The 16,857-nt window shown below is 65.4% G+C and carries 17 protein-coding genes; 11 read left to right on the forward strand and 6 right to left on the reverse strand.

Annotated features, from left to right (window positions below):
* Positions 1-82: 82 nt before the first annotated feature.
* From N2602_RS04435 to N2602_RS04455, 5 genes are all read left to right on the forward strand, one after another.
* Complete coding sequence (locus N2602_RS04435; protein ID WP_260381881.1) at positions 83-691, forward strand: TetR/AcrR family transcriptional regulator; 609 nt, start codon at positions 83-85, stop codon at positions 689-691.
* Between the two features lie 45 nt (positions 692-736).
* Positions 737-1,186: a MarR family winged helix-turn-helix transcriptional regulator gene (locus tag N2602_RS04440; protein WP_260381882.1), complete on the forward strand. Its 450-nt coding sequence runs from the start codon at positions 737-739 to the stop codon at positions 1,184-1,186.
* A gap of 14 nt (positions 1,187-1,200) precedes the next feature.
* Complete coding sequence (locus N2602_RS04445; protein WP_260381883.1) at positions 1,201-1,971, forward strand: enoyl-CoA hydratase; 771 nt, start codon at positions 1,201-1,203, stop codon at positions 1,969-1,971.
* A 121-nt stretch (positions 1,972-2,092) separates the two neighbouring features.
* Positions 2,093-4,174, forward strand: coding sequence for a methyl-accepting chemotaxis protein (locus N2602_RS04450; protein WP_260381884.1), 2,082 nt, complete (start codon positions 2,093-2,095; stop codon positions 4,172-4,174).
* Positions 4,175-4,301: 127 nt separating this feature from the next.
* Complete coding sequence (locus N2602_RS04455) at positions 4,302-5,240, forward strand: dihydrodipicolinate synthase family protein (protein WP_172785191.1); 939 nt, start codon at positions 4,302-4,304, stop codon at positions 5,238-5,240.
* 216 nt (positions 5,241-5,456) lie between these two features.
* On the opposite strand, the gene N2602_RS38885 is transcribed toward N2602_RS04455, so the two are convergent.
* Both N2602_RS38885 and N2602_RS04460 read right to left on the reverse strand, forming a co-directional pair.
* Positions 5,457-5,858 carry a transposase gene (locus tag N2602_RS38885; RefSeq protein ID WP_409241839.1) on the reverse strand — a complete coding sequence of 134 codons (402 nt, stop codon included), beginning with the start codon at positions 5,856-5,858 and terminating at the stop codon, positions 5,457-5,459.
* The gene (locus N2602_RS04460) at positions 5,855-6,709 is read right to left on the reverse strand and encodes an IS110 family transposase (RefSeq protein WP_260379402.1); all 855 of its coding nucleotides are present in this window, start codon (positions 6,707-6,709) and stop codon (positions 5,855-5,857) included. Before N2602_RS04460 ends, N2602_RS38885 begins: the two co-directional genes overlap by 4 nt.
* A 629-nt stretch (positions 6,710-7,338) precedes the next feature.
* Between N2602_RS04460 and N2602_RS04465 the strand changes: the two genes are divergently transcribed.
* Together N2602_RS04465 and N2602_RS04470 are read left to right on the forward strand one after the other, a co-directional pair.
* The gene (locus tag N2602_RS04465) at positions 7,339-8,739 is read left to right on the forward strand and encodes a selenium-binding family protein (protein WP_260381885.1); all 1,401 of its coding nucleotides are present in this window, start codon (positions 7,339-7,341) and stop codon (positions 8,737-8,739) included.
* Between the two features lie 83 nt (positions 8,740-8,822).
* Positions 8,823-9,410: a hypothetical protein gene (locus N2602_RS04470; RefSeq protein ID WP_260381886.1), complete on the forward strand. Its 588-nt coding sequence runs from the start codon at positions 8,823-8,825 to the stop codon at positions 9,408-9,410.
* A gap of 129 nt (positions 9,411-9,539) precedes the next feature.
* Here the strand turns inward: N2602_RS04470 and N2602_RS04475 are convergent, their stop codons facing one another.
* From N2602_RS04475 to N2602_RS04485, 3 genes are read right to left on the reverse strand one after another with little or no spacing between them, the layout of a single operon-like run.
* On the reverse strand, positions 9,540-10,238 hold the full coding sequence (locus N2602_RS04475; RefSeq protein ID WP_260381887.1) for a DUF1045 domain-containing protein: 699 nt from the start codon (positions 10,236-10,238) through the stop codon (positions 9,540-9,542).
* 18 nt (positions 10,239-10,256) lie between these two features.
* Complete coding sequence (locus N2602_RS04480; RefSeq protein WP_260381888.1) at positions 10,257-11,450, reverse strand: alpha-D-ribose 1-methylphosphonate 5-triphosphate diphosphatase; 1,194 nt, start codon at positions 11,448-11,450, stop codon at positions 10,257-10,259.
* On the reverse strand, positions 11,447-12,118 hold the full coding sequence (locus tag N2602_RS04485; protein ID WP_260381889.1) for a chloramphenicol acetyltransferase: 672 nt from the start codon (positions 12,116-12,118) through the stop codon (positions 11,447-11,449). Before N2602_RS04485 ends, N2602_RS04480 begins: the two co-directional genes overlap by 4 nt.
* 175 nt (positions 12,119-12,293) lie before the next feature.
* Here N2602_RS04485 and phnC point away from each other — a divergent pair, with 175 nt between their 5' ends.
* From phnC to phnE (N2602_RS04505), 4 genes are all read left to right on the forward strand, one after another.
* Positions 12,294-13,103, forward strand: coding sequence for a phosphonate ABC transporter ATP-binding protein (gene phnC, locus N2602_RS04490; protein ID WP_260381890.1), 810 nt, complete (start codon positions 12,294-12,296; stop codon positions 13,101-13,103).
* Between the two features lie 66 nt (positions 13,104-13,169).
* A complete protein-coding gene (gene phnD / locus N2602_RS04495; protein ID WP_260381891.1) occupies positions 13,170-14,105 on the forward strand; it encodes a phosphonate ABC transporter substrate-binding protein in 936 nt (311 codons plus the stop codon).
* Positions 14,106-14,178: 73 nt separating this feature from the next.
* On the forward strand, positions 14,179-15,063 hold the full coding sequence (gene phnE, locus N2602_RS04500; RefSeq protein ID WP_260381892.1) for a phosphonate ABC transporter, permease protein PhnE: 885 nt from the start codon (positions 14,179-14,181) through the stop codon (positions 15,061-15,063).
* Positions 15,060-15,908, forward strand: coding sequence for a phosphonate ABC transporter, permease protein PhnE (gene phnE, locus N2602_RS04505; protein WP_212259533.1), 849 nt, complete (start codon positions 15,060-15,062; stop codon positions 15,906-15,908). The genes phnE (N2602_RS04500) and phnE (N2602_RS04505) overlap by 4 nt, the downstream gene beginning before the upstream one ends.
* 122 nt (positions 15,909-16,030) lie before the next feature.
* Here the strand turns inward: phnE (N2602_RS04505) and phnF are convergent, their stop codons facing one another.
* Positions 16,031-16,759 (reverse strand): phosphonate metabolism transcriptional regulator PhnF, encoded by a 729-nt coding sequence (phnF, locus tag N2602_RS04510; RefSeq protein WP_172785180.1) that lies wholly within the window; start codon positions 16,757-16,759, stop codon positions 16,031-16,033.
* Positions 16,760-16,857 lie beyond the last annotated feature (98 nt).

The raw sequence follows: 16,857 nt of genomic DNA on the forward strand, positions 1-16,857 counted from the left end.
GTCAATGGAATGACAGGCATCATCTAAAAACATGGCTCAGGCAAAATCGTCATCAGAAGGCCGCCCGCGTGGGCGGCCACCAGTGCGCACCGACGACGAGACGAAGCGCATCGTCATCGAGGCGGCACGGCACGCCTTCGCAGTCGATGGCTACGCAGCAACCAGCACCGAAGAACTGGCGCGTGGCGCCGGCATCTCCACCAAGACTCTCTATCGGCTGTTTCCGGGCAAGGCAGCGCTGTTCGAAGCGATGTGCGCGGACCGGCTCGATCGGTTGCTCTCCGACGTCAATCTTCAGGCCGACAATCAGGCCGACGTCGAGACGAGTCTGGCTGCCGTGCTTGTCGCCTGTGCCGATCTCGCGCTCGATCCGGAGGTCGTGGCACTCCAGCGTATGGTACTGCAGCAATCGGCCACGTTCCCCGACCTTGCCGCGAATTTCTACAGGGATGGCATCTCCCGTACCGTGGCGGCGCTCGCGGGCTGGCTTCGCGATCAAGTCAGGAAGAAGCGCATCGCGCTCGATAACGTCGATGAAGCCGCCGGAATGATGATAGGCATGATGGTGTCGGCGCCGCAGCGCGCGGCGATCTACGCCAGCCTGGCACTGCCCTCGCGCAAGGAGATCGAGAGGCGGGCGCAGACATGCGCCGCAATTCTGCTCGACGGTTGTCGCGCCGCGTCGGCCTAGCGGCCCTGATTTGACAATCGGGATCCGTTGGGCTAGATATTTCGCATGCGAAATAATGAAGCCGCAGCGAAGCACCATCGGCTGATCTATTTGTTGAACGTCGCACAACGCCGTTTGCAGCGCTGGATGGCCGCGCAGCCTTCGAGCGAGGTGACGCCGGCGCAGGCGGGGTTGTTGTTCATCCTCGGCAGGCAGGACGGCATTCTGATGGGCGAGGCGGGTGCGGCACTCGATCTCGGGCCGGCCGGGATTTCCGGCCTCGTTGATCGCAGCGCAGCGGCGCGGCTGGTCGAGCGGCGGGCCGACCGCGAGGATGGCCGCGCCTTTCGCATCTGGTTGACGCCGAAGGGGCGCACCGCGCTGGCGCAGGCGAAGACTGGCGCGGCCGAGATCAATGCGGCGCTGACGGAGGGATTCACGGCCGCGGAAATCGACGTCGTCGCGCGCTGGCTGACGAGCATTCAGGACAAGTTTCCAAGAAGTTTAGACGACTAACACGGAGCAGACCAATGACCGAGCACGTCCGGATCGAGAATAACAACGGAATTCTCACCCTCACCCTGGCGCGTCCCGACAAGAAGAACGCGCTGACCGATGCGATGTACGGCAAGCTGGCCGACACGATCGAATCCGCCGAGCTCGACCCGTCCGCCCGCGTGATCCTGATCCGCGGCGAGGGCGACATGTTCACCGCCGGCAACGACGTCGGCGAGTTCGCGGCCGTCGCGGCCGGCAAGTCCGAAGGCAGCCGCAACGTGGTGCGCTTCATCCAGTCGCTGGCGCGCTGCACCCGGCCGCTGGTCGCGGCCGTGCAGGGCCGCGCCGTCGGCGTCGGCACCACGATGCTGCTGCATTGCGACCTCGTCGTGCTCGCCGACAACGCGCAATTGTCGACGCCCTTCGTCAGCCTCGCGCTGGTGCCGGAAGCCGCCTCCAGCCTGTTGATGCCGGCGCGCATCGGCTATGCCCGCGCCTATGAGATGTTCGCGCTCGGCGAGACCGTGCCGGCCAAGTCCGCGCTGGAATGGGGCCTCGCCAACCGCGTGTTGCCGCTGGACAAGCTCGATGCCGGTGCGCTTGCGCTGGCGCAGCGTCTCGCCCGCCAGCCGGCCGGCGCCCTCATCGCCACCAAGCGGCTGATGCGCAACGGCGAGGCGCTGGTCGCGCAGATGCAGGCCGAAGGCGAGCAGTTCGCGCAGCGACTGCGTACCGCCGAGGCGCGCGAGGCGTTTACGGCGTTTGCGGAGCGCCGCCCGCCGGATTTCACGAAGGTGGCGTGAGCCGGCTGCCCCGGACAGGGCCGGCAACTCCGGGGCGCTTATCATTTGATATAAACCTTAACGAAACTTTGGCATGTGGCCGTGCAAGGTGACCGCTCTCGGCGAGCGGGTCTTTGGGTCCATGTCCATTTTTAAGAAATCGGTAAGCACGCTTCTCCTGGTTCTGATGACGCTGCTGGCGGCCGGCGCGCTGACCAGCACGGCCATCCAGATGGTCGGGGCTTTCGGCCGCTATAGCGACAGTCTGGAGACCGAGCGGCTCGCGAATGCCGACAAGTCGATCTTCCACGGCGTGGTTGCCCTGCGCAGCAATCGCGGCGATGCCCAGAGCGCGCTGCTCGGCGAGGACGATCCGCGCGCCAAGCTCGGCGCCGCCGAGAAAGCCGAGCAGGCCGGTTTTGACGCCATCAGCGCTGCGCTCTCCACCGTCGAATTCGCGGCGCGCGACGAGCTCGCCAGCACGCTGAAGCAGCGCTGGAGTGAGGCCGCACCAAAATTCCAGTTGTTCTACGACGAGGCCAAGCTGCCGCGCGCCGAGCGCAAGCTGGAGCGCACCGCACCCTGGTACGATGCGGTCACCAAGGTGATCGAGACCGCCAATCTCGCCTCCACCGCGGTGTCGAACCGCGCCTGGATGAACGATCCTTACATCGCCCGCATGATCCAGGCCCGCCGCCTCGCCTGGCAGGTGCGCGACCGCTACGGCATCCAGTGCTCGACCCTGCGGCCGAACGTCAACGCCAGCAAGCCGCTCGACGACACCCAGAAGCAGACCGTGGCCGGATGGAACGGCGTCGTGACCGCCGGGTGGACCGGCATGGAGGAGCTCCTGGCTGCGCCTGACGTGCCGGCCGAACTCGTCAACACGGCCAAGGATGCGAGGGCCAAGACTGACGGCGCCCTCAAGCAGATCGGCGAGCTCACCAAGGGCTTCGACGGCAGCGGCCGGCCCGCGATGCCCGCCTCGGAATGGAACGCATTGTGCCAGTCCCCCTTCGCGTCCATCGTCGCGGTCGCGAGCAAGGCGCTCGACCTGTCGATCGCGCGCGCTGAGGCGGTCCAGGCCAAAGCGTTGACCAATCTCATCGTGCAATCCTTCGCGTTCCTGCTCGCGCTGGCCGTGACCCTCGCCGGCGTGTTCGTGGTGCGCAATCGCCTGATGCGGCCGGTGCGCGCCATCCTCGACGCCATCGCCCGCATCAGCGCCCGCGACTATGCGACGCCGGTGCCGCAATCGCGGCATCCCGACGAGTTCGGCACCATGGCGGCTGCGCTCGAAAGCCTGCGCGAGAGCGCGGCGACCGCGGAGCGGCTCGGCCGCGAACGCGAATCGCAGCAGGCGCTTCAGCTCGCCCGCTCCGGCACCGTCGATGCCGCCTGCCGCAGCTTCGACGATACGGTGCAGGCCGTTATCCAGAGCGTTGCGGCCTCGACGCGCGAGCTCGACGCCACCGCAAGCGGCGTGCGCTCGCTGGTCTCGGAATCGAGCAACCAGACCGCGGCGGTCTCCTCCGCCGCCGAGCAGGCCACCAACAATCTCGAGACCATTGCCGCCGCGACCGAGGAGCTCTCCGCTTCCGTGGGAGAGATCTCCGCGCAGGTGCAGTCGAGCGCGCGCGAGGCCCGCGAGGCCGTGGCCCAGGCCGAGCAGACCAATGCGACGGTCGAGATCCTCGATCAGACGGCCAGCCGCATCGGCGAGGTCGTGAAGATGATCAACGCGATCGCCGCCCAGACCAATCTGCTGGCATTGAACGCCACCATCGAAGCCGCGCGCGCGGGCGAGGCCGGCCGCGGCTTCGCCGTGGTCGCGGGCGAGGTCAAGAGCCTCGCGACGCAAACCGCGACCGCGACGGAAGAGATCTCGCGCCAGGTCGAGGAGATCCAGGGCGCGACCGGCCAGGCGGTCGCCGCGATCCGGTCGATCGGCGGGGCCATCGGCGGCATCGACGAGAAGATGACGGCGATTGCTGCCGCGGTCGAAGAGCAGCGCGCGGCGACGACGGAAATCTCGCGCAACTTCCAGCAGGCGGCCCAGGGCACCCGCGAGGTCACCGACACGATCGGCAGCGTCGCCAGGCTCAACCAGGAGACCGGCAATGCCGGGACCGTGCTGTCTGAGTCCGTCAAGAAGATGTCGGCGGATGCCGATCGTCTTCGCGTCGCCGTCGAGGGCTTCCTGGGCGCCGTGAAGAGCGCCTGATTTTGGTCCTCTTTCCATCGGACGTCGCGCGGGCATTGCCGCAGCCCGGCACTGCGGGTACATCTGTGCCGCCTCGCTCCCGCGAGCGCAGCGACAGACGCAAGACACATCAGGGATGGAGAGTTCGATGCCGGTCACCCCACACAAGGCCCAACGCCCTTATCGCGGCGTGTTCCCGGTCGCGCCCACCATCTTCGACGAGCGCGGCGAGCTCGACCTCGAGGGCCAGCGCCGTTGCATCGACTTCATGATCGATGCCGGCTCGCACGGCATTTGCATCCTCGCCAATTTCTCCGAGCAGTTCGTGCTTACCGATGCCGAGCGCGAGACGGTGATGCACACGGTGCTGGAGCATGTGGCCGGCCGGGTTCCCGTGATCGTCACCACCACGCATTTCAGCTCGGCCGTGTGCGCGGCGCGCAGCAAACAGGCCGAGGCGGCCGGCGCCGCCATGGTGATGGTGATGCCGCCCTATCACGGCGCGACCTTCCGCGTCCCCGAGAAAGGCATCGTCGAATTCTTCAAGGTGCTCTCCGGGGCGATCAATATCCCGATCATGATCCAGGACGCGCCGGTGGCCGGCACGCCGCTGTCGGTCGAGTTGCTGGCGCGGCTGTCGCGCGAGTTTGCCAACATCCGCTATTTCAAGATCGAGGTGCCGGGCGCGGCCTCGAAACTCCGCAGCCTGATCGAGGCGGGCGGCAAGGACATCGAAGGTCCCTGGGACGGCGAGGAGGCAATCACGCTGCTCGCCGATCTCGACGCCGGCGCCACCGGCGCCATGACCGGCGGCGGTTATCCCGACGGCATCCGCCAGATCATCGATCCCTATTTCGCCGGCGATCGCGAGAAGGCGAAGGCCGCCTACGAGCGCTGGCTGCCGCTGATCAACTACGAGAACCGCCAATGCGGCCTGATCGCCTGCAAGGCCATGATGCAGGCCGGCGGCGTGATCAAGTCGGAGGCGGTGCGCCATCCGCTGCAGCCGCTGCATCCGGCAACGCGGGCGGGTCTGCTGGAACTGGCCAAGGAGCGCGACGCACTGGCGCTCAGGTGGGGGAAGTAGAGCCACATACCCCGCGGCCGTAGGACCTCCTACCCTTGGTCAAGGGGAACGTCCTTATAGGGCAATATGGTAGCGCCGTGCTCGATGCAGTCCAGGACGCTGCGCGCCGGCTTTGCCGGTGCCTTCGGCATCCTGGACAGCATCTGCGGGCGGCGCTCTGGCGCTCGGCAGGTCGGGACGAAGGAATGGTCGCCCGGCCGAACAAAGGAATGGGGCTCACCCGTTCGCGGAGTTCTTTGTGCCGTTATGGTCCGCATCGTATGGGGTCTGTCGCTTGAGCGTCGTGCACAGGGCAAAAAGCAAGCGATCTCCCACGCTGCGCAGAGCCCGCGCGTGACCGTGTCCTTTTCTGCGCAAGGCATCATACCGTCGCCTGCTGGCAGCGTCGTGTTGGATGGCGACACGCGACCAGTGATGGACGGCGCTCTGTAGCCGCCTGTTGCAGGCGAGGCGGCGGATCACGAAGCGTTGTTTGCCGCTTTGCCGCGTCACCGGCGCAGCCCCTGCCAAGGCGCGCAGAGCATGGTAATCTCGTCTGCGCAGGGGCTCTGCGGCCTCGGCGAGCAGTGTGGCGAGATTGATCCTGCCGATTCCTGGCCAGGAGCGTAGGATCGTCACGTCGCACTGCTCCGAGCTCTGCCCCGACGGCTTCTCCTCTCCTTCGAACTCGGCACATAGCCGGTCCAGGTTCTGATGAGCCTCTTTGATCTGCCGATTGACCAGGTGCAGACGTGCCGCCAGGCTGCGGATGTGAGCGCAGGCTGCCTCCGTCGTGCCGGGGCTACGAACAGCGGTGCCTCGCGCAAAGTCCCGAGCACCGTCGCCGCATTGAGACGGCGGATACGATAGTCCCTGAGAACACCTGCGATGGCCTTCTCGCTGGCCTTGACCGCACTGGCGGGGGTCGGCACCTTCTGCCAAAGCGCCAGGAACCATTCGTCGGCGACATCGTCGGTCAACTTGGTGGCCTGGGGATAATATCGCCACAACTGCTGACGCAAGCGGTTGGCAAGCCGCGTGCGTTCCTGCTGCAGTTCGTCCGCCAGGCGCGACCACTCCCGCAGCTCAATCATCGCCGCATCGTCTGCCACAAGCCGACGGAAAGCAGCACGGTCAGTGCGCAGCGAGGCGCCGAGCACATGAGCATCGCGGCGGTCGTCCTTGGCACCGGCCACCGTGAAGCGATCGCGGAAGCGATCCAGTTGCTTGGGATTGATGGCAAACACCGCAAACCCGTGCTCGAGCAGCATCTCCACCACCGGGCCGTGCGGCATCTCGATCGCCACGGCGATCTGTCCCGGTGCGGCCTTGGTCTTCTCCAGCAGCCAGTCACGCAACTCCGTCAGCCCGGCGCCGCCATGGTCGAACTCGTGCTGCGCAACCTGTCTTCCCGCGGCATCCAGCAGGCAAACGCTATGGCTCCGCGTTGCCCAGTCGATCCCGACGAACCAGCGTACATCTTCGATCATTGTTGAGACCTCCTTGCTCGCAAGGCGGGCCACCACGATCCTGATCAGTCCCTGTACCGGCGCTCTTGGCGCGACCTCCTACCGGATCTCGATCGCGGTCGCTCCGCCGGGGCGCGGTTCCTACGTCGGTGCTCGAGGCACAGGTGGACAAGGCTGCTCCCGGCGGATCGGCCCGGACGGCCAGTCTACATCCGAAGGCCGCCACGAACCCCACAAGGGTACAGGGTGGGCAAAGCGAAGCGTGCCCACCACCTGTTGCCATCGCGAAAGTTGGTGGGCACGGCGCAAGCGCGCCTTTGCCCACCCTACGAAGGCTGCGCTGGGGGAAATAGGTCTCTCCCCGTCATTGCGAGGAGCGAAGCGACGAAGCAATCCAGACTGTTTCCGCGGAGACAGTCTGGATTGCTTCGCTTCGCTCGCAATGACGGGGGCGCTCATTTCGCCTGAAGGCGTCGAATTAACGCAATTCCGCCAGTTTCCGCCGGCCCGGCGATGGCATATTGTACGCCCGCCAACCGGCCCTGCGGAGAATCCCAGGCATCGCGTAACAGGACATCGCGCAACAGCTCTTCTTTTGCCACGATCCCGAGCCAGGTTGGTGCAAACCGACAGAACAGGGAGGCAGTGCCATGACGATGAGGCCGGATCCCACCTTTCACGCATCGCCCAAGCTTGCGATGGAAGCGCCTGCGGAGAACTTCGCTTACACCTTGCTGCTCAGTCCGGATTTCTCAAAGCCGGACGCTCTCGCGGTCATCGACGTCAAGCCGGGATCGCCGACCTACAGCCAGATCGTCCACACCGTCACAATGCCCAACAAGGGCGATGAGTTTCATCACTTCGGCTGGAATGCCTGCTCCTCCGCTCTGTCGCCGCTCGCCGGACACGCCTTCATCGAGCGGCGCTATCTCATCATCCCCGGGCTGCGCTCGTCGCGGATCTACGTCATCGACACCAAGCCCGATCCGACCCAAGCCAAGATCCACAAGATCATCGAGCCAGAGGAGGTCTTCAAGAAAACCGGCTACTCGCGGCCGCACACGATCCATTGCGGGCCGGACGGCATTTACGTGAGCACGCTGGGCGGCGGCGGCAAGGACGGCACCAACGGACCTCCGGGGGTCTTCATCATGGATTGCGAGACGTTCGAAGTTCTTGGACGATGGGAGATCGACCGTGGCCCGCAGACGCTGCATTATGATTTCTGGTGGAATCTGCCGCGCGACTACATGGTGACGAGCGAATGGGCGTTGCCGCCGCAGTTCGAGAACGGAATCGTCCCGGAAGATCTGCTTGCGAACAAATATGGCCATCGTCTCCACTTCTGGGACCTTCGCGCCCGTCGCAACGTCCAGACCATCGACCTCGGCGCCAATCATCAGATGGCGCTGGAGGTGCGGCCGGCGCACGATCCGGTTCGCGAATACGGGTTCGTCGGTGTGGTGGTCGACACCACCAACCTCGAAGCATCGATCTGGACCTGGTGGCGCGAGGATGGAAAATTCCATGCCGAGAAGACGGCGACGATTCCTCCTGAACCCGCGCCCAAGGAGCAGCTGCCGCCGCTGCTGCAGGGATTTGGCGCCGTGCCGCCGCTGGTGACGGACATCGACCTGTCGATGGATGACCGGTTTCTCTATGTCTCGTGCTGGGGCACGGGTGAGATGCGCCAGTACGACGTCAGCGATCCCAGAAAGCCGAAGCTTGCGGGCTCAGTCCACATCGGCGGTATCGCGCGGCGCACGCCCCATCCGAACGGCAAGGCCTTTGCGGCAGGTCCGCAGATGGTCGAGATCAGCCGCGACGGCCGGCGCGTGTACTGGACCAATTCGCTCTATTCCACCTGGGATGACCAGTTCTATCCCGACGGGGTTCCGGGCGTGGAAGTCATGGCGAATGTCGGTCGCAACGGTGGCCTCGAGCTCGACAAGAACTATTTCGTGAGTTTCCCCGACGGATATCGTGCGCACCAGATCAGGCTCGAGGGCGGCGACTGTTCGACGGACTCCTTTTGCTACCCGTCGGTCTAGATGGGACGCATGCGAGCCCGGCCCTTGGCTGGCTGTGGCCCGCGCTTGTTGCGAGCGGCCTCTACCACGGGGTCAATCCGGGAATGGGATGGCCGCTCGCCGTTTCGGCCGGGCTCATGGACAAGAGCCCGCGCGCGCTCTTCCGTGCATTGTGGGCTCTGGCGGCCGGGCATCTCCTGGCAACATTTCTCGTGCTGCTGCCGTTCGCCTTCCTGCTCGTGCTGGCCGCGTGGCAGCGCCCGATCCAGATCGGTGCGAGCCTTCTCGTCATCGGCTTTGGCGTCTATCGGCTGATCGACCGGCGTCATCCGCGCACGCTGGCACGAATTCCGCCGACGCAATTGGCGCTCTGGTCATTTGCCGTCGCCATCGCTCACGGCGCCGCCCTGATGCTCGTGCCGATCTATCTCGGGCTCTGCAAGGCCTTCGATCTCGATGCCGGCCATGAGGCGGCGGGCGCGCTGATGAAGGCAAATCTCGGGATGGCGGTGCTAGTGTCCCTGGTGCACGTTGCCGCCATGGTCGGCGCCGGCGGATGTCTGGCGTGGCTGGTCTACCGCCATCTGGGATTGAGGTTCGTCTCGCGAAGCTGGTTCAACCTGGATGCAGTCTGGGCGACCAGCCTCGTTGTGGTTGGCGCGGTGGCGCTCGCTTTCAATCTTGCGAGCTAGCGCTAAATTAGGCTGAGTATGTCTTTCCAACGTCATTGCGAGCGAAGCGAAGCAATCCAGACTTTCCCTCTGGAAACGGTCTGGATTGCTTCGTCGCTTCGCTCCTCGCAATGACGGAGGACGTGGTGACTATCTTGCCAGAGCCCACTCGCCGATGATGCGGAAGCGCGCCTTGGCATCATCCTGCTTGAACAGCGCGATGCGGTCGACCGCTAGCGCGTCGAGCTGCAGCGCCGCAAAACGCTCCCGCAACATCTGCAGGATCGGCCCGCGCCGTTCCGCATCCAGGCGCCCCGTCAGCGTCATGTGGAAGCGGAATTCTTCCATCACGTAGGGATAGCCCCAGCGGTCGAGATAGTCGCGCTGCCGCTCGCTGAGCTTCTCCGGCTTGCGCCGGGCGCGATCTTCCGCCGTCAGCGCGGCGCGAAATGGGTCGAACTCGCGAACGCAATCGGCGGCAAGTTGCTCCAGCGCCTCGACCGGCTCGGCCGGAATCACGGCAATGAAGCCGCTGATGGAATCCACAATTGGCGAGATCACGGGATGCGGCCGCGCCTCGGCGGCGAAGGCCGCGCAGGCAGCCTTCAGATCGGCTTCGGTCTTGCCAGGCGACAGCGCCATCGGCGCCTTCAGCGTGGCGTGAAAGCCGTATTTGCGGGGATCGGCGCTGACCTCGCGCCAGTCCGGCGCGACATGCAGCGCTTGTTGCGGAAACGGCAGCTCGTCTCCGGTATAGGCGTCATAGCCGAGCAGCTCCGCGCCGAAGCGGGAGAGGGCGCTGTCGCTGCCGGCGGCAAAATAGATCGCGTAGCGGGGGAAACCTGTCATTACCTCAGCATAACCAATTCATGCCGCAACGATAGCCTCGCGCGGCGTTGCTGCCGTGGTGAGCAGCCGCGTCGCGTCGGTGAGATACACGAGCTTGCCGCCTGAGATCACCGCGATCAGCCGCGGCCGCAGCTCCAGGCTGTCGTCGACGAGGAGAATGTCAGCGCGGCGTCCCTCCGCGAGCAGGCCGCGATCGGTGAGGCCGGTTGCGCGCGCCGGGCCGGCGGAGACCAGATCCCAGGCCTGAGCCAGCGGCACCACGCCATCGGCGGCCAACCGGAATGCGGCGAGCAGCTGCGCCGGATAGTAATAGTCCGACGCCAGCACCGAGCAGAGCCCTTTGGCGATCATGTCGGCGGCCCTGGTCCAGCCGGTGTGGCTGCCGCCCCGCACGACGTTCGGCGCGCCATAGACGATGGCATCGCCGTGGCTGGCCGCAGCCCGCGCCGTTTCCTCGTTGATCGGAAATTCCGCGATCAAGGCGCCGAGCTCGCGAAATTCCCGGCGCATCGTTGGGCTCGCGTCGTCATGCGAGAGCATCCGCACCTCGGCTGCGCGGGCAAAAGCGGCCAGCCGTGATACCGAAGCCGGCACCTCGGCGGCGCGCGAGACCACACGCTCGACCAGCTTGTCAAAATCCTCGCTCGACAGCCCGGTGCGCTCCACCATGCGGTTGCGCTTGCGCGGCTTGGCCATGTCGGCGACCGTGCCGTCCATGTGATCATTGAAAGCGAACAGGTCGACGCGGCCCTCGCTGAGCCATTGTGCGATCTCGGCCTCGGCATCGAGATTGTAGGTCTCGTGCCGCAGGTGGAAGCGGGTGTCGGCGGCGAATTGCGGGCGCTGCCGCTCGATCGCCTCCATCAGGCCGCGCGCATTGTCGGCGCTGCGCAGGCCCGGCTCCCAGGAGCAGGTCGTGGCGTGAAACACGGTGGTGATGCCATTGCTGATCGCCTGGCGGTCGCTGTCGGCGAGCGCAACGTCGGTCGGAAAGTCGACGCCGGCGCGCGGCATCATCTGCCGCTCGAAGGCATCGCCATGCAGATCGACGATGCCGGGCAGCACCAGCAGGTCACGCGCGTCGAGCGCCAGCCGCGCCCGGCCGCGAGAGGCATCGATCGCTGCAATGTCCGTTCCGGAGACGAGAAGAGAGGTTTCGGCGAGCTCGGCGCCGATCAAGGCCCGGCCGCCTTCGATGAATATGTCTGTCACGCGACCGCGCTTCGTTTGCTGGCAGGGGAATTGGCGAGTGAGCTTGCCCGTGCTTCGTATGTCGAGAGGAAATCTTCAATCCCGAGCTTGCGGAAATCGGGCAGCGTCGCGCGCAATTTGTCGTGATCCCAGTCCCACCAGGCAAGCTTTGCAAGGCGTCCGGCGATCTCCTCCGAGAACCGCCGCCGTACGATACGGGCTGGGTTGCCGGCGACGATGGTGTAGGCCGGCACGTCCTTGGTGACGATCGCGCCGGCGGCGATCACCGCGCCGGTGCCGATGTTGCGGCCCGGCAGCACGATCGCGCCATGGCCGATCCAGACGTCATGGCCGATATGAACGTGATGCTGGCGCCGCCAGTCGAAGAACTCGGAATCGTCGCTCTCACCCTCGAAATAGGCGCTGGAGCGGTAGGTGAAGTGCGCCTGCGTGGCGCGATGCATCGGATGGTTGCCGGGATTGATCCGGATCATCGCCGCGATCGAGCAGAATTTTCCGATGGTGGTGTAAGTGATCTGCGCGTCGTTCACGACATAGGAGTAATCGCCCATCGCCACTTCATGCAGGATGGTGCGGGCGCCGACCTCGGTATAGGCGCCGAGCTTGGTCTCGTGCAGCTTGGCCGAGGGATCGACGGTCGGCTGAACCGAAAGAGCTTTGGCGGCCATGTTGCATCCGAAGTGCGAGGGCGGGGCGTTTTTCTTCGAGCGGCTGGATGACGATGTCATGACAACGAGATGACAGGGGATGACGTGCGTAGGATCGCCGCATCGCAGCGCGTGTGTCACACAAGTGTTAAGCACGGGCGTTAGCGGTTGGCTCCAGCTACTCTGGAGCCCCTGTATGCTGGTGGTTGAAGGCCTGACGTGTCGCTTCGGCGCGAAAGCCGCGGTGGACGACGCTTCGTTTCAAGTTTCCCCCGGTTGCTTCGTCGGTGTGATCGGGCGATCCGGCGCCGGCAAGTCGACATTGCTGCGGACCATCAATCGCCTCGTGACGCCGACCGGGGGACGCATCCTGTTCGACGGCGTCGACGTCACCTTGCTGCGCGGCAAGGAGCTGCGGCAGTGGCGCGCCCGCTCGGCGATGATCTTCCAGCAGTTCAACCTGGTCGGTCGGCTCGACGTGCTCACCAATGTCCTGATGGGCCGTCTCGCCACGATGCCCGCCTGGCGCTCGCTGTCGCAGGCCTGGCCCGAGCAGGACAAGGCGCTGGCGATGTCGGCCCTCGAGCAGTTCGACATCGCTTCGCTCGCTGCCCAGCGGGCCGACCAGCTCTCCGGCGGCCAGCAGCAGCGCGTCGCGATCGCCCGCGCGCTGGTGCAGCAGCCCGACATCATCCTCGCCGACGAGCCGATCGCCTCGCTCGATCCGCGCAACACCAAGATCGTGATGGATGCGCTTTTGCGCATCAACAAGCATTTCGGCATCACGGTGCTCTGCAACCTGCATTCGCTCGATCTGGCCCGCACCTACTGCGACCGCCTGATCGGCATGGCCGCCGGGCGCGTGGTATTCGACGGCGCGCCTGCCGCGCTGACCGATCACGTCGCGCGCGAGCTCTACGATCTCGAAGCTGCCGACGTCGTGGGTGGCCTGCCTGTCCCGGCGCCCGAGGGCGTGCCGGCGCTCGGAACCGCCGCAGCCGCCTAAAGCCGCATCGCACCTGTTCAATTGCCAGTTTGCGTCAACCGACCCCCAACCGATGAAGAGGGCATCATGATCACTCGCAGATTAATCCTGGCCGGCGCCGCTGCGCTCGCTTTCACCGCCTCCGCCTCGGCCGACGACTGGAAGGCCAAGTATCCCGAGCTGACCTTCGCCGTCGTCCCGGCCGAGAACGCGTCGGGCGTCACCGAGCGCTGGGCACCGTTCATGACTTATCTATCGAAAGAACTCGGCGTAAAGGTCACGCTGCGCATCGCCAACGACTATGCCGCGGTGATCGAAGGCCAGCGCGCCGGCAATATCCACATCGCCAGCTACGGCGCGGCCGCGTTCGCGCGTGCCCGCCTGACCGGCGTCAAGTCCGAGGCCTTCGCCAACGACATCAACGCCGACGGCTCGACCGGCTACTATTCGGTGTTCTTCGTCAAGGCAAGCAGCGCCTACAAGAAGATCGACGACCTGAAGGGCAAGAACCTCGGCCTCGTCGACCCGAACTCGACCTCCGGCAACAACGTGCCGCGCTTCGAGCTCGACAAGATGGGCATCCACGATGCCGACGCCTATTTCGGCAAGGTCGTCTTCACCGGCAGCCACGAGAACGCGATGCTGGCGCTGGCGCAGGGCACGGTCGAAGTCGCTGCCAACCAGTGGACCAGCGACGACGATTCCACGCTGGCGCAGATGCTGACCAAAGGGATGCTGAAGAACGCCGACGGCTCGGCGATGAAGAAGGACGATTTCCGCATCATCCACAAATCGGCGCCGATCATCAACGGCCCCTATGCCTACAATTCCGACCTGCCGGAAGACGCCAAGACCGCCATTGCCAAGGCGTTCTTCGACGCGCCGGCCAAGGACAAGGCCGCGTTCGACCGTCTCTCCGACGGCCAGAAGAAGGGCTTTCATCCCGCCACCACCAAGGACTGGGATGGCACGATCGAGCTGATCAAGTTCGTCGACGCACTGCGTAAGAAGAAGGCGTCCTGAGTCTTCGGGACGATGCACCTGAGCCGGGTCCCAAAGACCCGGCTCTTTCTTTGACGGGACCTGTTTCGACCCCATGACGACAGCGGTTTCGATCCTCCCCGAGCAGCAGCTCGCCGCGCTCAACGCTGCCTATCGCCAGGCGGTTTCACGCAGGCGGCTTCGTCTCCTGTTGGGAGCGGGCGTGTTTGCCGCCGCGCTGGCTCTCGCCGCGATCGGCGCCGAAGTGAATTTGCGCACGCTGTTCACCTATTTCGGCAACTTCGTCAGCTATTTCGACCGCATCCTCACGCTCGACAGCGGCCAGCGGGTCTGGACCGATGTCGGCGAGTGGTTCTGGGGCTGGCGCAAATGGCTGAAGATGCTGGGTGAGACGCTGCTGATCTCCTATGTCGGCACGCTGATCGGCGCGACCTTCGCCTTCGCCCTCAATTTCTTCGCGGCCGAGAACACCTCGCCCGCGCCCTGGCTGCGCTTTACCGTGCGGCGCCTGCTCGAATTCGCCCGCACCGTTCCCGGCATCGTCTTCGCGCTGGTCTTCGTCATCGCCTTCGGGCTCGGGCCGATGGCGGGCGTGCTGGCGATTGCGATCCACTCCACCGGCGCGCTCGGAAAACTGTTCTCGGAGATCGTCGAGAATGCCGACATGAAGCCGGTCGAGGGCATCCGCTCGACCGGGGCGAGCTGGTTCTCCTGCATGCGCTTCGCCATCGTGCCGCAGGTCACCGCCGGCTACGCCAGCTACGCGCTACTGCGCTTCGAGATCAATGTCCGCGAAGCCTCCGTCATGGGCTTCGTCGGCGCCGGCGGCATCGGCCAGGAGCTCGTCGTCGCGATCCGCAAGTTCTACTATTCGGACGTCAGCGCCATCCTGCTCACCATCATCGTCACGGTCTTCATCATCGACATCACCACCGGCTGGCTGCGCGGCCGCCTGTTCGGCAAGGAGGCGCGGACGTGACGAGGCCGCAGGAGGTCGATACGCGCGAGATGCGTGCACGCTACCCCGATGTGTTCGATCGGCCGGCCTCGGCGCGGCTCGCGACGCCCGCGATGATCGTCGCGGCGTTCGCGATTCTCATCTACGGCCTCGTCGATCTCGATTTCTCGCCGTCGCGCTTCTTCGCCGGCCTCAGCCAGCTCGGCTGGATTAGCCTGATGATGATCCCGCCGGATCCCGGCTCCTCGCTGCCGGTCTATCTGAAGGCGCTCGGGGAGACGCTCTCGATCGCGCTGCTCGGCACCACGCTGGCAGCGGTGTTCGCGCTGCCGGTGAGCTTGCTGGCCGCGCGCAACATCGTGCCGTCGAACATCCTGCGCTTCCCGGTCCGTCGTTTCCTGGATTCGATCCGCGGCGTCGACACCCTGATCTGGGCGCTGGTGTGGATCAACGTCGTCGGCCTCGGCCCGTTCGCCGGCGTGCTCGCCATCGCGGTGTCGGATTTCGGCGCCTTCGGCAAGCTGTTCTCGGAGGCGATCGAGGGCGCCGACCAGAAGCAGGTCGAAGGCATCCGCGCCTCCGGCGGCAGCGCGCTGCACGAGATCCGCTTCGGCCTGCTGCCGCAGGTGCTGCCCGTGATTGCCGGACAGGTGCTCTATTTCATCGAATCCAACACGCGCTCGGCGACCATCATCGGCATCGTCGGCGCCGGCGGCATCGGCCTCCAGCTCGCCGAGCAGATCCGCGTGCTGGAATGGCAGAAAGTGTCGTTCCTGATCCTGATGATCCTGGTCGCGGTCGCCGCGATCGATTTCATCTCGGGCAAGCTGCGCTTTGCGATCATTGGGCGAAGGGCTGTGGCCTGAGCAAAGGTGCCGTAGGGTGGGCAAAGCGAAGCGTGCCCACCACCTCTGACGATCGAGAAAGATCGTGGGCACGGCGCAAGGGCGCCTTTGCCCACCCTACAGGTCCGGTGTCGTGGAGAGAGCTACGACTCCACCAAAAACTCCACCCGCTCTGCCGCAAACCGCGAGTGCTTGGTCACCAGCGGCCTACCCGTGAGATCGTGGTCGGTGGCGTCCACCACCAGGATCGGCCGCCCCAGCGCTAGATCGAGACGTGCCGCATCGGTCGCGTCGACGATGCCCGCGGTGATTCGGGTTGCGCCGCGGCGATAGTCGCGGACGCCGAAATGCTCCAGCAGCTTCGTCATCGAGCGCGTCGCCGCGAACACGGCGCCGGCACCCGGGAACAGGTCCGCCGACAGCCAGGTCGTGGAAACGCAAATCGGCGTACGGTCGGCAAGGCGGATCGCCTCGATCCGCACCAGGGGCGCGCCGGTCTTTAGTCCCAGCTCCCGCGCGAGCTCGCGCGTCGCGACGTCATCGGTCGCCTCGATCAGCCGGCCATGCGGCTCGCGGCCATCCGCGCCGACGATCTCGGAGAAGCGCGTGCGCGAGCGCAAGGGATAAGCGAGCTTCTGTGCCTCGACATAGGTTCCGCTGCCGCGCTCCGCGCGCACCAGGCCGCGCTCGGCAAGTGCCGCGAGCGCGCGCCGTACGGTGTGGCGGTTGACGCGATAGGTTTCGGCGATCTCCATCTCGCCCGGCAATTTGTCGCCGGCCGCAAAGCGGCCGTCGGCGATGCCGCGCTCGATGCCGTCGGCAACGAGGCGCCATAGCGCGACGCCCGACGAGGCTGTGTCCTGCATGCTCATGTCGCGGGAAACCTACTCCAGAAATCACAGCATTGTCACGAAACAGTCATGGCGCGTCCTTATGAAGTTGTCTATTATCATAGACAACTTCGATGCGG

It is taken from the genome of Bradyrhizobium sp. NC92, from assembly GCF_025200865.1.
GTDB lineage: Bacteria > Pseudomonadota > Alphaproteobacteria > Rhizobiales > Xanthobacteraceae > Bradyrhizobium.

Excerpts from the sequence above, each read along its gene's own strand:
- N2602_RS04440 (WP_260381882.1), top strand. The coding sequence starts at position 737 with ATGCGAAATAATGAAGCCGCAGCGAAGCACCATCGGCTGATCTATTTG.
- N2602_RS04445 (WP_260381883.1), top strand. The coding sequence starts at position 1,201 with ATGACCGAGCACGTCCGGATCGAGAATAACAACGGAATTCTCACCCTC.
- N2602_RS04450 (WP_260381884.1), top strand. The coding sequence starts at position 2,093 with ATGTCCATTTTTAAGAAATCGGTAAGCACGCTTCTCCTGGTTCTGATG.
- N2602_RS04455 (WP_172785191.1), top strand. The coding sequence starts at position 4,302 with ATGCCGGTCACCCCACACAAGGCCCAACGCCCTTATCGCGGCGTGTTC.
- N2602_RS04460 (WP_260379402.1), bottom strand. The coding sequence starts at position 6,709 with ATGATCGAAGATGTACGCTGGTTCGTCGGGATCGACTGGGCAACGCGG.
- N2602_RS04465 (WP_260381885.1), top strand. The coding sequence starts at position 7,339 with ATGACGATGAGGCCGGATCCCACCTTTCACGCATCGCCCAAGCTTGCG.
- N2602_RS04470 (WP_260381886.1), top strand. The coding sequence starts at position 8,823 with ATGGGATGGCCGCTCGCCGTTTCGGCCGGGCTCATGGACAAGAGCCCG.
- N2602_RS04475 (WP_260381887.1), bottom strand. The coding sequence starts at position 10,238 with ATGACAGGTTTCCCCCGCTACGCGATCTATTTTGCCGCCGGCAGCGAC.
- N2602_RS04485 (WP_260381889.1), bottom strand. The coding sequence starts at position 12,118 with ATGGCCGCCAAAGCTCTTTCGGTTCAGCCGACCGTCGATCCCTCGGCC.
- phnC (WP_260381890.1), top strand. The coding sequence starts at position 12,294 with ATGCTGGTGGTTGAAGGCCTGACGTGTCGCTTCGGCGCGAAAGCCGCG.
- phnD (WP_260381891.1), top strand. The coding sequence starts at position 13,170 with ATGATCACTCGCAGATTAATCCTGGCCGGCGCCGCTGCGCTCGCTTTC.
- phnE (WP_260381892.1), top strand. The coding sequence starts at position 14,179 with ATGACGACAGCGGTTTCGATCCTCCCCGAGCAGCAGCTCGCCGCGCTC.
- phnF (WP_172785180.1), bottom strand. The coding sequence starts at position 16,759 with ATGAGCATGCAGGACACAGCCTCGTCGGGCGTCGCGCTATGGCGCCTC.